At 56.3% G+C, this 14,198-nt stretch carries 6 protein-coding genes, 23 tRNA genes and 3 rRNA genes; all 32 read right to left on the bottom strand.

From position 1 onward, the window contains the following. Positions 1 to 191 precede the first annotated feature (191 nt). The 32 genes from LE416_RS09110 to LE416_RS08955 all read right to left on the bottom strand — a co-directional run bounded on the left by LE416_RS09110 (position 192) and on the right by LE416_RS08955 (position 14,148). A 16S ribosomal RNA gene (locus LE416_RS09110) occupies positions 192 to 1,759 on the bottom strand. 350 nt (positions 1,760 to 2,109) lie between these two features. Beyond that, positions 2,110 to 2,580 carry a Fur family transcriptional regulator gene (locus LE416_RS09105; protein WP_225048162.1) on the bottom strand — a complete coding sequence of 157 codons (471 nt, stop codon included), beginning with the start codon at positions 2,578 to 2,580 and terminating at the stop codon, positions 2,110 to 2,112. A gap of 94 nt (positions 2,581 to 2,674) precedes the next feature. Further along, entirely contained in the window at positions 2,675 to 4,825 is a 2,151-nt protein-coding gene (locus LE416_RS09100; RefSeq protein ID WP_225048161.1) for an LTA synthase family protein, read from the bottom strand. 280 nt (positions 4,826 to 5,105) lie between these two features. Continuing rightward, complete coding sequence (locus tag LE416_RS09095) at positions 5,106 to 5,348, bottom strand: YkuJ family protein (protein ID WP_225048160.1); 243 nt, start codon at positions 5,346 to 5,348, stop codon at positions 5,106 to 5,108. Positions 5,349 to 5,435: 87 nt separating this feature from the next. Continuing rightward, complete coding sequence (locus LE416_RS09090; protein ID WP_225048159.1) at positions 5,436 to 6,467, bottom strand: lysylphosphatidylglycerol synthase transmembrane domain-containing protein; 1,032 nt, start codon at positions 6,465 to 6,467, stop codon at positions 5,436 to 5,438. After that, on the bottom strand, positions 6,460 to 7,497 hold the full coding sequence (locus LE416_RS09085) for a glycosyltransferase family 4 protein (protein WP_225048158.1): 1,038 nt from the start codon (positions 7,495 to 7,497) through the stop codon (positions 6,460 to 6,462). The genes LE416_RS09090 and LE416_RS09085 overlap by 8 nt, the downstream gene beginning before the upstream one ends. 2 nt (positions 7,498 to 7,499) lie before the next feature. Further along, positions 7,500 to 8,705 carry a glycosyltransferase family 4 protein gene (locus LE416_RS09080; RefSeq protein ID WP_225048157.1) on the bottom strand — a complete coding sequence of 402 codons (1,206 nt, stop codon included), beginning with the start codon at positions 8,703 to 8,705 and terminating at the stop codon, positions 7,500 to 7,502. Between the two features lie 258 nt (positions 8,706 to 8,963). After that, positions 8,964 to 9,047: transfer RNA gene (locus tag LE416_RS09075), tRNA-Leu, on the bottom strand. 37 nt (positions 9,048 to 9,084) lie between these two features. Then, positions 9,085 to 9,156: transfer RNA gene (locus LE416_RS09070), tRNA-Cys, on the bottom strand. A gap of 7 nt (positions 9,157 to 9,163) precedes the next feature. Then, positions 9,164 to 9,235: transfer RNA gene (locus tag LE416_RS09065), tRNA-Gln, on the bottom strand. Positions 9,236 to 9,241: 6 nt separating this feature from the next. Then, positions 9,242 to 9,314, bottom strand: a tRNA-His gene (locus tag LE416_RS09060). A gap of 14 nt (positions 9,315 to 9,328) precedes the next feature. After that, positions 9,329 to 9,399, bottom strand: a tRNA-Trp gene (locus LE416_RS09055). A gap of 5 nt (positions 9,400 to 9,404) precedes the next feature. Continuing rightward, positions 9,405 to 9,485: transfer RNA gene (locus LE416_RS09050), tRNA-Tyr, on the bottom strand. Between the two features lie 8 nt (positions 9,486 to 9,493). Beyond that, positions 9,494 to 9,566: transfer RNA gene (locus tag LE416_RS09045), tRNA-Phe, on the bottom strand. Between the two features lie 5 nt (positions 9,567 to 9,571). Then, positions 9,572 to 9,645, bottom strand: a tRNA-Asp gene (locus LE416_RS09040). Positions 9,646 to 9,664: 19 nt separating this feature from the next. After that, positions 9,665 to 9,738: transfer RNA gene (locus LE416_RS09035), tRNA-Met, on the bottom strand. Positions 9,739 to 9,750: 12 nt separating this feature from the next. Continuing rightward, positions 9,751 to 9,840: transfer RNA gene (locus LE416_RS09030), tRNA-Ser, on the bottom strand. An 11-nt stretch (positions 9,841 to 9,851) separates the two neighbouring features. Further along, a tRNA-Glu gene (locus LE416_RS09025) sits at positions 9,852 to 9,923 on the bottom strand. 6 nt (positions 9,924 to 9,929) lie between these two features. After that, positions 9,930 to 10,017: transfer RNA gene (locus tag LE416_RS09020), tRNA-Ser, on the bottom strand. A gap of 18 nt (positions 10,018 to 10,035) precedes the next feature. Next, positions 10,036 to 10,109: transfer RNA gene (locus tag LE416_RS09015), tRNA-Ile, on the bottom strand. A gap of 14 nt (positions 10,110 to 10,123) precedes the next feature. Further along, positions 10,124 to 10,194 (bottom strand) — tRNA-Gly (locus LE416_RS09010). 12 nt (positions 10,195 to 10,206) lie between these two features. Next, positions 10,207 to 10,279: transfer RNA gene (locus LE416_RS09005), tRNA-Phe, on the bottom strand. Between the two features lie 5 nt (positions 10,280 to 10,284). After that, positions 10,285 to 10,358 (bottom strand) — tRNA-Asp (locus tag LE416_RS09000). 2 nt (positions 10,359 to 10,360) lie between these two features. Further along, positions 10,361 to 10,434 (bottom strand) — tRNA-Met (locus LE416_RS08995). A 42-nt stretch (positions 10,435 to 10,476) separates the two neighbouring features. Then, positions 10,477 to 10,550: transfer RNA gene (locus LE416_RS08990), tRNA-Ile, on the bottom strand. A gap of 7 nt (positions 10,551 to 10,557) precedes the next feature. Next, positions 10,558 to 10,631 (bottom strand) — tRNA-Met (locus LE416_RS08985). Positions 10,632 to 10,669: 38 nt separating this feature from the next. After that, positions 10,670 to 10,743 (bottom strand) — tRNA-Pro (locus LE416_RS08980). A 5-nt stretch (positions 10,744 to 10,748) separates the two neighbouring features. Beyond that, positions 10,749 to 10,822, bottom strand: a tRNA-Arg gene (locus tag LE416_RS08975). A gap of 26 nt (positions 10,823 to 10,848) precedes the next feature. Further along, positions 10,849 to 10,920, bottom strand: a tRNA-Gly gene (locus LE416_RS08970). A 31-nt stretch (positions 10,921 to 10,951) separates the two neighbouring features. Beyond that, positions 10,952 to 11,024, bottom strand: a tRNA-Val gene (locus tag LE416_RS08965). 9 nt (positions 11,025 to 11,033) lie between these two features. Continuing rightward, positions 11,034 to 11,150, bottom strand: a 5S ribosomal RNA gene (gene rrf / locus LE416_RS08960). A gap of 81 nt (positions 11,151 to 11,231) precedes the next feature. Next, positions 11,232 to 14,148: ribosomal RNA gene (locus LE416_RS08955) — 23S ribosomal RNA — on the bottom strand. Between the last annotated feature and the right edge of the window lie 50 nt (positions 14,149 to 14,198).

The raw sequence follows: 14,198 nt of genomic DNA, 5'->3' as shown, positions 1-14,198 counted from the left end.
AAATAGATCGGTCAGCGATCGAATTTCTATTCGAAACTCTAACAAATACGCTTGTGTTCTCGGCATTTCTAAAAACAATGATATCCAGTTTTCAAAGAGCAAAGCTAGAGGGTGATCCCCTCAAAACTAAACAAAGTTTCATGTGATAGGTTTCCGTAATCTCAGGCCGAAGCCTTCGATATATTCCTTAGAAAGGAGGTGATCCAGCCGCAGGTTCTCCTACGGCTACCTTGTTACGACTTCACCCTAATCATCTGTCCCACCTTAGACGGCTAGCTCCCTTACGGGTTACCCCACCGGCTTCGGGTGTTACAAACTCTCATGGTGTGACGGGCGGTGTGTACAAGGCCCGGGAACGTATTCACCGCGGCATGCTGATCCGCGATTACTAGCGATTCCGACTTCGTGTAGGCGAGTTGCAGCCTACAGTCCGAACTGAGACCGGCTTTAAGAGATTAGCGTACCCTCGCGGGTTAGCGACTCGTTGTACCGGCCATTGTAGCACGTGTGTAGCCCAGGTCATAAGGGGCATGATGATTTGACGTCGTCCCCACCTTCCTCCGGTTTGTCACCGGCAGTCTTACTAGAGTGCCCAACTGAATGCTGGCAACTAGTCATAAGGGTTGCGCTCGTTGCGGGACTTAACCCAACATCTCACGACACGAGCTGACGACAACCATGCACCACCTGTCATTTTGCCCCCGAAGGGGAAACCTGATCTCTCAGGTGATCAAAAGATGTCAAGACCTGGTAAGGTTCTTCGCGTTGCTTCGAATTAAACCACATGCTCCACCGCTTGTGCGGGCCCCCGTCAATTCCTTTGAGTTTCAACCTTGCGGTCGTACTCCCCAGGCGGAATGCTTAATGCGTTAGCTGCGGCACTGAAGGGCGGAAACCCTCCAACACCTAGCATTCATCGTTTACGGCATGGACTACCAGGGTATCTAATCCTGTTCGCTACCCATGCTTTCGAGCCTCAGCGTCAGTTACAGACCAGACAGCCGCCTTCGCCACTGGTGTTCTTCCATATATCTACGCATTTCACCGCTACACATGGAGTTCCACTGTCCTCTTCTGCACTCAAGTTTCCCAGTTTCCGATGCACTTCCTCGGTTAAGCCGAGGGCTTTCACATCAGACTTAAGAAACCGCCTGCGCTCGCTTTACGCCCAATAAATCCGGATAACGCTTGCCACCTACGTATTACCGCGGCTGCTGGCACGTAGTTAGCCGTGGCTTTCTGGTTGGATACCGTCACTACGTGAACAGTTACTCTCACGTACGTTCTTCTCCAACAACAGAGTTTTACGATCCGAAAACCTTCTTCACTCACGCGGCGTTGCTCCATCAGACTTTCGTCCATTGTGGAAGATTCCCTACTGCTGCCTCCCGTAGGAGTTTGGGCCGTGTCTCAGTCCCAATGTGGCCGATCACCCTCTCAGGTCGGCTACGTATCACTGCCTTGGTAGGCCTTTACCTCACCAACTAGCTAATACGCCGCGGGTCCATCCCAAAGCGACAGTCCGAAGACCGCCTTTCAACCTCGGACCATGCGGTCCAAGGGTTTATGCGGTATTAGCATCTGTTTCCAAATGTTATCCCCCACTTAAGGGCAGGTTACCCACGTGTTACTCACCCGTCCGCCACTCGGTGTCAGTGAAATCTGTCCGAAGACTTCAATCACTAAAACCTCGTTCGACTTGCATGTATTAGGCACGCCGCCAGCGTTCATCCTGAGCCAGGATCAAACTCTCATGTAATATGAGCTGTTTGAATAGCTCGATTTGTTGTTACTAGCGAATTGACTTCGCAATGTTTAATTCTTTTCAATTAAGAAAAGCCCTATCACATTTACGAAACTTTGTTCAGTTTTCAAAGGACTACCTTGTCGTTAAGACAACTTTGATAGTATATCTTATCGCGACGATGTTGTCAACGGTGAATATTTATTCACATCCACCGCCTGGCGACCAAGTGGCCGCTTCGACAACAACAAGTATCTTACCAGCCAAACCGCCCTACCGTCAACCTAAAATTGGCCGTTTCAGCGCAAAAAAATAAACCCGAACGGGGTATATTTATTAGTTATACCCGTTCGGATTTATCTCGATTATTCGACCGCTTGCTTGCCGCCGTTCGTCATTGCGAGCTTGCGCTGGCAGTCCGGGCACAGCCCGTAGACCTCCAGGTGGTGGCCGCTGACCGCAAACCCGGTCTTGCCGGCCGCCACGTTCTCGACGTCGTTCATGCCGCTGTACACGAAGTCGACGATGCGGCCGCAGTTGGTGCACACGGCGTGATAGTGCGGGGCCAGGGCGAAGTCGTAGTGCGTCGCCACATCCCCGACGTTCATCTCCTCCACCAGCCCCTGGTCGATCAGGAGCTTGAGGTTATTGTAGATGGTCGCCACGCTCATGTGCGGGAAGGCCGGCGCGAGCGCGGCGTAAATCATCTCCGCCGTCGGGTGGGCGACGCTTTGGATCATGAAGCGAATGATCGCCACGCGCTGCGGCGTGATTCGAATGCCCGCCTTCTTCAGCCGAGCGATTGTCTGATCGTACACACTTTCCTGTTGGGTCACCACCGCGCAACGCCTACTTACTTTTTCTCATAGCTTAACGCTAAATCAAGTCGCGTGCAAAGGGGTCGCGCAAATTTTGCGCGTCCCCCCTGTCCTACTTGTCATCCTGCTTGCTGCTGGACGCCTTCTTGCTGTCCGCCTTCTTGGCGCTTGAGGACGATTCGGCGTCTTGGGTCTCCCCTTCCGTCGCAAGCTCGGGGGCGTCCGTGATGTACTTGTCCAGAAGCGACTCGCCCTTGTTTTGGCTCATCACGCTGGTGTTTTCACTCTGGGCTTCCTTCAGCTTCTTTTCGGCCTTCTTCTTGTTGTAGCTGTACTGGGACTTGTCGACCTTCGTGAAGCCGTTCGGCGTGTAGAATCGCAGCAGATCCGAGTTCAGCACCCGATCCGACAGGGACAGCGCGGTGGTCACGCGGTTGGTCGCCGTGTCGACGGCGTCCTTTTGCTCCGCCGTCAGCTTGCGGATCAGCTCCCCGGTCTGGGTCTCGTAGTAGCTGCTGCCGACCTTGGTGTAGGTCGGGGTGACGAAATCACCGTTGCGGAAGGCCACCGTCTGGTCGCGGTCCTTGCTCAAAAGGTCGCTGCCGAACTGAATGTAGTTGCTGGACTTCACCCCGAGCAGGTTCTCAAGCGTCGGCAGCACGTCGATCTCGCCGCCGTACGTGTGGTTCACGCCCCCCCGTAGGCCCGGCATGTGCAGCATCAGCGGCACGCGCTGGAACTGGGCGTTGTCGAAGTCGTTGAAGTCACTGCGACCCAGCAGCTTGGCAATCGCCTTCTTGTGGTTGCCGGAGATGCCGTAGTGGTCGCCGTAAAAGACCAGCAGGGAGTTTTTCTCCAGGCCCGAGGTCTTGAGCCAGGCCATGAACTCGCCGATCGACTGGTCGAGGTACTTGGCCGTCTGGACGTAGCCGTCGACGGTCTTGTCGCCGGTCTTGGTCTTCGCAATCGACTGGTTCTTCTTGTCCAGCTCGTACGGGTAGTGGTTGGTGACGGTGATCAGCTTGGCGTAAAACGGCTGCGGCAGCTGCTCGACGTACTGGGTCGAGTACTTCATGAAGATCTTATCCTTCAGCCCGTAGCCGACCTCAAAGCCCTTGCCGGATGGGTAGTAGGCCTTGGAGATGAAGTAGTCGTAGCCCCACGAGCGGTACGCGTTGTCGCGGTTCCAAAAGCTCGGAACATCCCCGTGGAACGCCGCGGTGGTGTAGCCCATCTGACCGAGGATCGCCGGCGCGGCCTGGAACGTGTTGGTCGTGCCGTCCGCGACCATCGCCGAACCCTCGGCGGTGCCGTACAGCGAGTTTTCAAGCATCATCTCCGCGTCGGCCGTCTTGCCCTGGCCGACCTGGTTGAAGAAGTTGTCGAAGCTCAGCGTGTCGCTTTCGTGGTAGAGCTTGTTCAAGTTCGGCGTCACTTCCGTCCCCTGCCACTTGAAGTCAATCAAGAACTGCTGGAAGCTCTCCAGGTGGATGATAAAGACGTTCTTGCCCTTGGCGACGCCGGTGTACTCGACGTTCGGGGTCGCCTGGTTGTTCTTCAGGAACTTCTTGACGGAATCGAGGTCCGAGGCCTTGGCGTTGGCCTTGGCCGCCGAGGTCTTGGCGGTTTTGACCCCGTCGACCACGGTGTAGGCGTTCAGCCCCAGGTACTTGACGATGTAGTTGTTGTCGAAGGTCCGGGTCAAAAGCCCCGAGCGATCGGAGTAGGCCATGCTGAGGTTGGCGCCGATCAGGCAGACCGCAAGCGCCGAGATGGCGACGGCCGTGCGCTTTTTCACCGGGGCCGTGCTCATGCGGATCACGCGGAAGAGCAACAGCAGGATCAAGACGATCACGTCGAGGAAGACGTACCAGTCGCTGGGATCCATGATGCCCAGGATCCCCTTGCTCAGGTTGTTGGACACGGCGCCCGAGCCCTTGATCAGGGCGAAGGTCAGAAAGTCCGAGAACTCGCGGTAGTACAGGATGTTGGCGAACAGCCAGACGGACGTCAGCGTGTCGACGATCAGCATGGTGATGTAGGACTTGTGCCCGCTCAAATACAGCGCGATGCCGAACAGCAGAATGGTGGTGGGAATCGGGTTGATGGCCAAAAGCAGCTGCTGCATGTCCCCCTTGACCCCGAGGTTGAACTTGGTGTTGTAGGCCCAGTAGGTCTTGAGCCAAAACAAGACGATGGCGAGCACGAAAAACCCGAACCGGGTGTTAAAATACGCGCGAATTCGCCTGCCGATTTGCTTCATGGTGTTCCTCCAGCTAATGAGTTACCGTTCACGAGATTGGTGCACACTGGTAAGTCTACACAAACGCCCGCCAAAACACAATTTTCATGCTCGATTTTCAAGGGGGCTTAACGACATCTTAACGGACCGCGGGCCGGGCTCACGGTGGCCAGACGCCTTCCGCAGGCGCGGGCGGGCCACCCTGCGGCGGCGCCGGGCGGCCGCGCTGACTCAGGCCCGCGCGCCGCCGCAACGACAAAGAGCGGCCGGGCATCTGCCCAACCGCTCTTTCACGCGCTGCTTAGTTTTCAGAATCGTCGAGCAGGTCAAAGATTTCAATGGCAACAAGGTCGATGTCATCGAAGTCGAATTTCTGGTGTTGATCCATCTCTTCAAGCGTGAATGTCTCGGTTTTGGCGTCGTAAGACACCAAGCCTTTTTCAACGCCGTCCTTTTCGAACCGGCGCGTTTGCACCTCGCCATCCGCTGCTTCCTGCATGGCTTCAAGGCGTTTAATGATCGCAACTAACTGTGAGCTCTTCATGAAACGGCCCCTTTCCTGTACTTCTGTGATAGCGTACCATAAAAACGCTTTTTGTGCCCGTAAAAATCCCCGATTGCCAAAGTTTTTTCACTTTTGGTCGCGGCCGCGCCGCACCATTTTGGCCGGCACACCCGACAGCGCCCCGGCCCCCAGCGCCATGCCCAGGTAGTAGGTCAAGAGGCGCCAGAGCAGCATCGCGAGCACCAGCTGCGACGCCGCCGGCACGTAGGTGGCAAACAGGGTCTTGAAGCTGTACTCCGCCCCGCCGGCGCCGCCGGGAATCGGGAACAGCGAGACGATCATCACGATCATCACGTGCAGCACCATCATCTCGATCAGGCTGACGTGGTCGACGCCAAAGCTCCGCAGCACGAAGTACGGCACGGAGTAGTACAGCAGCAGCTGAATCAGGGTCAGCCCCGCCGCGCGCAGCACCTTGGTCTTCTCGCGCTTGAGGTGCAGGCTTTCGGCGTAAAACGAGTCGATCTTCTCGGCCATCTTGGCCGCGACCGTCGCCTGGCGCACCGGGCCGGCGAACCGGCCGTACAGCCCGACCATGACGGCCACCAGCCGCTTGGTGAAGCGGTAGTGGTACATCACAAGCAGTAGCCCGCAGATCACGACCACGTGGATCACGAAGCCGAAGACGATGAACCAGGCCAGGGGCCCGAGGCGGCCGGCGACCTGGCGGAAGCCGATGGCGATGGTCAAGACGAAGTTGATCAGCACCATGAACTGGTAGACCACGAACTTCATCAGAAGCACAGAGCTCGCCCGGCCCCCCTCTACGCCGGCCTGCATCAGCGCGATCAGCTGCGCCGGCTGGCCGCCGGAGGCAAAGGGGGTGATGTTGTTGAAGAGCTGCTCGACCAAGGTGACGCGCGCCGCCGAGGTGAACGGCAGGCGCTCGCCGTCGTGGGCGACGAAGGTCTGCACGACCAGCGACTCGATGGCCCACGAGCCGAGCATCACCAGGGTGGCCACGAGCAGCCACCAGAGGTTGAGGTTCATCAGGGTCGCAGCGACCTGGTGGAAGTGGAGGTGGCGCATCTCGAACATGAAGATGCCCACGCCCAGCAGCACCATGACCGCCGCGGCCAGCTTGTTTTTTCTACTCATGACCGCCCTCAACCAGGGCGGCCTGGGTGCGGTAGAAGTGCTCCCACACCCGCGCCAGGCGCGCCTCCGAGTAGGTCGCCGCGGCGGCCTGGCTCTTCTTGACGTACGCCTGCTGCAGCTCGGGCGACGCCGCAAGGGCTGCCAGCTTGTCGTTCATCGCGTCGACATCCTTGGCCTTCAGCGCAAAGGGCGCGATGATCTCGTCGTACAGCTGCAGGTCGCGCACCATCACCGGCGTCTCGGTGGAAAAGGCCTCGAGCACCGCCATCGGGAACAGCTCCTCGTAGGACGGCAGCAGGAACACACTGGCCATGTTGTAGTAGTCGACCATGTCCTCGCGCGGCACGATGCCGGTGAAGGTCAGGTTGTCCGGCGCGTTGGCCACCGCGGCCTTGAGGTGGTCGTAGCCGTTGGTGATCATGCCAAACGAGAAGCCGCCGGCCCAGATGAAGCGCCACTGCGGGTTGCGCTTGGCCAGCGCGATGAAGTCGTCGACGCCCTTGCGATCCTGGACCTGGCCGGCCCCGAAGACCACGAAGGCGTCCTCCGGAATGCCGTACTGCCGGCGCAGCGCCGTTTTGGCTTCAGCCGTCGCCGGGTAGAAGGTCTCCCGGGAGACGAAGTTCGGAATGTAGGTCACCCGGTGCGGGTCGATGCCGTAAGCGGCCAGCCGCGGAATGAAGTTCGGGTTGACCACCACCAGCTGGTCCATGCGCTTGTAAAAGGCGACGACGTACTTGTCCAGCGTCACCCGCGCGATGCCGGGCAGGCGCAGGCTTGAGTCCAAGGTCTCGGGCAGGAAGTGGACGTAGCCGATCTTGCGCCCGCGCCGCTTGGAGAACGTGGAGGCGAAAAACGCCGGGTCGATGGTGTGGTAGTGGCTGATGACGCTTGACGAGTACTTGTTGATGCTGATGCGAAACTCCCCTGGAAAGTACTTGTCCAAAAGCGCGAGCAGCTCCGTGTACACGGCGCCGACGCCCTGGCCCGCGACTTTGTCCGCGGATGAGAACATGTGGATGTCGATCATGGTTACCCCTTTAAAGAAGGCCGCTCCGACTCAACGGCCGCCTTGTCGTCACTGGCGGAAAGCGTCTGCTGGTAGCGCGCAATCGCCGCATCGTAGAATGTCAGCACCCGGTCGCCGAACAGGTCGGCCGAAATCGCCTGCAGCTTGGCCGCGCGCGGCGCCGGGTCGCTGAAGGCCTGCGGGTGCGTCAGGTAGCCGCAGACCTGGTGAACCATCTCCGGCGTCGTGCTGAAGGTGGTGCCGATCGCCGGGTCGTCCAAAAGCGTCTGCGTGTACTCGCCGGCCCAGGCCACCACCTTGCGCCCGGCGGCCATCGCCTCGATGTAGGTCAGCCCCTGCGACTCCGAGTCGCTGGCCGACACGAACACGTCGCCGGCCCGGTAGTAGTCCGGCACCGCATCGTGGTCGACCTCGCCGGTGAAGCGCACGTGGTCGGCGATGCCAAGCGATTCCGCCTGCTGCGCGAGGTCCTCGCGCGCCGGCCCGTCGCCGACGACCAGAAGCACCGCGTTCGGCACCTGCTTGAGGATGTCGGGCATCGCCGCGACGATTTTGTCGATGCGCTTCTCGTAGGCCACCCGCGACAGCGACAGCAGCACCGGCACCTGGCTCAGCCCCAGGCGCTCGCGGACGCCGGTGTCCTTGGCCGACCGAAACTGCGTCAGGTCGACCCCGGTGGGAATGATGGCCATCGGGATCTTGATGCCGTATGCCTCAAGCGAGTCGTGCGCCCGTTCGGAAGGCGTCACCACCCCGGAGACGTGGTACAGGAAGGCGCGCATGAACTGCTTGACGTGGTAGGGTCGCAGCAGGTGGCCGTTCATCACGTAATGCAGGTAGTCCTCGTACATGGTGTGGTACGTGTGCACGACGGGAATCTTGAGCTCCCGCGCGACGAACTTGCCGATGTAGCCCATCGAAAACTCGGTCTGGGTGTGCACCAGGTCGAGCTTCAGCTCCTTGGCGACCTGGTAGGCGTGAAACAGTCCGCGCACCGCAATGCGCCGGTCCGTGAACGAGACGAACGGGACGCTGGTGAAGCGAAAAATGTTGGGCTCGACGGCGGATTCCGGCACGTGCGGGTCGGTGGTGGTGAAGATGTACACCACGTGCCCCTTCCGCTCGAGATCATCCTTCAGCGTCTTGATCGAGGTCGCCACGCCACTGACCTGCGGAAAATACGAATCCGTAAAAATGCCAATATTCATCAGACTTCCTCCAAACGCGCCACTTCAATTAGTTACAGTATATCGGCTAACCCGGGCCGATTCAATTTTTGGCTCATTACAGTCACGATTTTAACAGAATCATTAGCCCCGGGCCTCGACCCAGAGCCCGATATCTGCCTGCGACCGCGCGACTTCAAGGCCGAGGCTGGCGGGTCGCCCTCCCCCGGTTGTGCCAGGCCCCAGCGGGGCACGCAGCGCCTTGGGCATAAAAAAAAGCCCCATCACTGAGGCCATCACTGCCGGCAATCGGGGTCGAACCGATACTCTATTGCTAGAACTGGATTTTGAGTCCAGCGCGTCTGCCAATTCCGCCATGCCGGCGAGCTATTATCTTCTTCTCGCGGCGCATGCCTGAGAAAGGCGGTGATCGGATTTGAACCGACGCATATAGGTTTTGCAGACCTTTGCCTTACCACTTGGCTACACCGCCGTAACAATTGGGGTAGCTGGATTCGAACCAGCGCATGACGGAGTCAAAGTCCGTTGCCTTACCACTTGGCTATACCCCAATCAAGGGCGGTATGTGGGAATCGAACCCACGTATGCTGGATCCACAAACCAGTGTGTTAACCACTTCACCAATACCGCCATAATATAAAAAGCAGGGATAGTAGGAATTGAACCCACACTGACGGTTTTGGAGACCGTAGTTCTACCTTTAAACTATATCCCTATAAATGGAGGATCTAGGATTCGAACCTAGGAACCCGAAGGAACGGATTTACAGTCCGTCGCGTTTAGCCTCTTCGCTAATCCTCCGAAAAAAATGGCGCGGGACGGAATCGAACCGCCGACACATGGAGCTTCAATCCATTGCTCTACCAACTGAGCTACCGAGCCATTAACGGTTCCAACGAGACTCGAACTCGTGATCTCCTGCGTGACAGGCAGGCGTCCTAACCAACTAGACCATGGAACCAACAATTATTCAATTGTAATTGCGGGAGCTGGATTTGAACCAACGACCTTCGGGTTATGAGCCCGACGAGCTACCAGACTGCTCCATCCCGCGATAATGTATAAAAGGAGAATGAGGGATTCGAACCCTCGCGTGGGTTTCCCCACCTGACGGTTTTCAAGACCGTTCCCTTCAGCCAGACTTGGGTAATTCTCCATATGAGGCAATGACCCGTACGGGATTTGAACCCATGTTACCGCCGTGAAAGGGCGGTGTCTTAACCACTTGACCAACGGGCCGCTGAACGGAGAAGGAGGGATTTGAACCCTCGCGCCAGTTTCCCGACCTACACCCTTAGCAGGGGCGCCTCTTCAGCCACTTGAGTACTTCTCCATGATGATCTTGGTGCACTGGGCCTAAATGGACTTGAACCATCGACCTCACGCTTATCAGGCGTGCGCTCTAACCAGCTGAGCTATAGGCCCATAAATCTCGATCCAGCGGGTGACGAGAATCGAACTCGCGACAACAGCTTGGAAGGCTGTGGTTTTACCACTAAACTACACCCGCATAAGCGGATACTGGCGCGGGACAGAATCGAACTGCCGACACATGGAGCTTCAATCCATTGCTCTACCAACTGAGCTACCGAGCCGACACCGGTTCCAACGAGACTCGAACTCGTGATCTCCTGCGTGACAGGCAGGCGTCCTAACCAACTAGACCATGGAACCAATTGCGGGAGCTGGATTTGAACCAACGACCTTCGGGTTATGAGCCCGACGAGCTACCAGACTGCTCCATCCCGCGATAAAAGTATTAAACCTATGCGATCCACCGTGTTAGAACGGATGGACCTTGTAGGGCTCGAACCTACGACCGGACGGTTATGAGCCGTCTGCTCTAACCAACTGAGCTAAAGGTCCAGGCCAATCGCGGCGGGGGGGATCGAACCCTCGACCTCCCGGGTATGAACCGGACGCTCTAGCCAGCTGAGCTACACCGCGATAAATCTCAATTAAAAAGAACGAGCAAGTCGTTCCGATCGGGAAAACAGGATTCGAACCTGCGACCCCCTGGTCCCAAACCAGGTGCTCTACCAAGCTGAGCTATTTCCCGAACACTGCACCCAGTAGGAGTCGAACCTACAACCTTCTGATTCGTAGTCAGACACTCTATCCAGTTGCGCTATGGGTGCATATTACATTGTTCGCCTACGGGCGAAGCGGAAGACGAGATTCGAACTCGCGACCCCCACCATGGCAAGGTGATGTTCTACCACTGAACTACTTCCGCACGAAACTGTGATCCAATGCCTGAAGGGCACTGGAGGATACAGGGCTCGAACCTGTGACCCTCTGCTTGTAGGGCAGACGCTCTCCCAACTGAGCTAATCCTCCATAAATGAAGCGCGGCAGCTTCCTACCCTCGCAGGCAGTCACCCACCAACTACTCTCGGCGTTGAGAAGCTTAACTTCTGTGTTCGGCATGGGAACAGGTGTATCCTTCTCGCTATCGCCACCGCACTTCTATTTAACTGAGAGCTTTGCACTCTCAAAACTGGACATCATTATTTTTTTGTCTTGAACGCGTATCTGTTACGCTTTTAGGTCAAGTCCTCGACCGATTAGTACTGGTCCGCTCCATGCATCGCTGCACTTCCACTCCCAGCCTATCTACCTGATCATCTCTCAGGGGTCTTACTTCCTTACGGAATGGGAAATCTTATCTCGAGGGGGGCTTCACACTTAGATGCTTTCAGCGTTTATCCCTTCCATTCATAGCTACCCAGCGATGCGCCTGGCGGCACAACTGGTACACCAGCGGAACGTCCATCCCGGTCCTCTCGTACTAAGGACAGCTCCTCTCAAATTTCCTGCGCCCGCGACGGATAGGGACCGAACTGTCTCACGACGTTCTGAACCCAGCTCGCGTACCGCTTTAATGGGCGAACAGCCCAACCCTTGGGACCGACTACAGCCCCAGGATGCGATGAGCCGACATCGAGGTGCCAAACCTCCCCGTCGATGTGGACTCTTGGGGGAGATAAGCCTGTTATCCCCAGGGTAGCTTTTATCCGTTGAGCGATGGCCCTTCCATACGGAACCACCGGATCACTAAGCCCGACTTTCGTCCCTGCTCGACTTGTCAGTCTCGCAGTCAAGCTCCCTTATACCTTTACACTCTGCGAATGATTTCCAACCATTCTGAGGGAACCTTTGGGCGCCTCCGTTACATTTTAGGAGGCGACCGCCCCAGTCAAACTGCCCACCTGACACTGTCTCCCGCCACGCTTAGTGGCGCGGGTTAGAGTGTTCATACAGCAAGGGTAGTATCCCACCAATGCCTCCTCCGAAACTAGCGTTCCGGTCTCTACGGCTCCTACCTATCCTGTACAAGCGGTACAAACACTCAATATCAAGCTACAGTAAAGCTCCATGGGGTCTTTCCGTCCTGTCGCGGGTAACCCGCATCTTCACGGGTACTATAATTTCACCGAGTCTCTCGTTGAGACAGTGCCCAAATCATTACACCTTTCGTGCGGGTCGGAACTTACCCGACAAGGAATTTCGCTACCTTAGGACCGTTATAGTTACGGCCGCCGTTTACTGGGGCTTCAATTCTGGGCTTCGCTTGCGCTAACTCATCCTCTTAACCTTCCAGCACCGGGCAGGTGTCAGCCCCTATACGTCATCTTACGATTTAGCAGAGACCTGTGTTTTTGATAAACAGTTGTTTGGGCCTATTCACTGCGGCTGACCTTGCGGTCAGCACCCCTTCTTCCGAAGTTACGGGGTCATTTTGCCGAGTTCCTTAACGAGAGTTCGCTCGCTCACCTGAGGCTACTCGCCTCGACTACCTGTGTCGGTTTGCGGTACGGGTAGATCATTTCTAACTAGACGCTTTTCTAGGCAGTGTGACATCGGACACTTCGCTACTTAAATTTCGCTCCCCATCACAGCTTATCCTTAAGGCAGTAAGCATTTCACTCACCACCAGACTAACTGCTTGGACACCCGTTTCCAGCTGGGTGCTTGTCTTAGCCTCCTGCGTCCCGCCATTGTTCAAACAAAATGATCTAGTACAGGAATCTCAACCTGTTTGCCATCGACTACGCCTCTCGGCCTCGCCTTAGGTCCCGACTAACCCTGGGAGGACGAGCCTTCCCCAGGAAACCTTAGTCATACGGTGGACAGGATTCTCACCTGTCTTTCGCTACTCATGCCGGCATTCTCACTTCCATACGCTCCAGCCGTCCTCACGATCGACCTTCAACGCCTATGGAACGCTCTCCTACCACACGACCTAACGGTCGCATCCACAGTTTCGGTACTATGCTTAGCCCCGGTATATTTTCGGCGCAGGGTCACTCGACTAGTGAGCTATTACGCACTCTTTAAATGGTGGCTGCTTCTGAGCCAACATCCTAGTTGTCTGTGCAACGCCACATCCTTTTCCACTTAGCATAGATTTAGGGACCTTAACTGGTGATCTGGGCTGTTCCCCTTTCGACAATGGACCTTATCGCTCACTGTCTGACTCCCAGAGTAAGATGATTGGTATTCGGAGTTTATCTGAATTCAGTAACCCTTGACGGGCCCCTAGTCCAAACAGTGCTCTACCTCCAATATCCATCCTCTGAGGCTAGCCCTAAAGCTATTTCGGAGAGAACCAGCTATCTCCAAGTTCGTTTGGAATTTCACCGCTACCCACAACTCATCCCAGCATTTTTCAACATACACGGGTTCGGTCCTCCAGTGTGTTTTACCACACCTTCAACCTGGTCATGGGTAGGTCACTTGGTTTCGGGTCTACACCAACATACTAACTCGCCCTATTCAGACTCGCTTTCGCTACGGCTCCGGCTTTTCACCTTAACCTCGCATGTTAGCGTAACTCGCCGGTTCATTCTACAAAAGGCACGCCGTCACCCATTAACGGGCTCCGACTAATTGTAGGCACACGGTTTCAGGAACTATTTCACTCCCCTCCCGGGGTGCTTTTCACCTTTCCCTCACGGTACTGGTTCACTATCGGTCACTAGGGAGTATTTAGCCTTGGGTGATGGTCCACCCGGATTCCGACGGAATTTCACGTGCTCCGCCGTACTCAGGATCCTGAACGGAGGCTAACAGATTTCAACTACGGGGCTTTCACCCTGTTTCGCGCAGCTTTCCAGCTGACTTCGTCTATCCGCTAACTTGGTAACTCCAATGTTCAGTCCTACAACCCCAAGAGGCAAGCCTCTTGGTTTGGGCTGTTCCCACTTCGCTCGCCGCTACTATGGGAATCGCGTTTGCTTTCTCTTCCTGTGGGTACTTAGATGTTTCAGTTCCCCACGTCTGCCTTCATTGTGCTATGTATTCACACAAAGATAATCACCTGACGGTGATTGGGTTCCCCCATTCGGAAATCCCCGGATCAAAGCTTACGTATAGCTCCCCGAGGCATATCGGTATTAGTTCCGTCCTTCATCGGCTCCTAGTGCCAAGGCATCCACCGTGCGCCCTTTGTAACTTGACCTTGATCTACAAAATAGATCGGTCAGCGATCGAATTTCTATTCGAAACTCT

This window comes from Lacticaseibacillus kribbianus, assembly GCF_020180945.1.
Classification (GTDB): Bacteria; Bacillota; Bacilli; order Lactobacillales; family Lactobacillaceae; genus Lacticaseibacillus; species Lacticaseibacillus kribbianus.
This window is presented reverse-complemented; position numbering and strand designations above follow the sequence as displayed.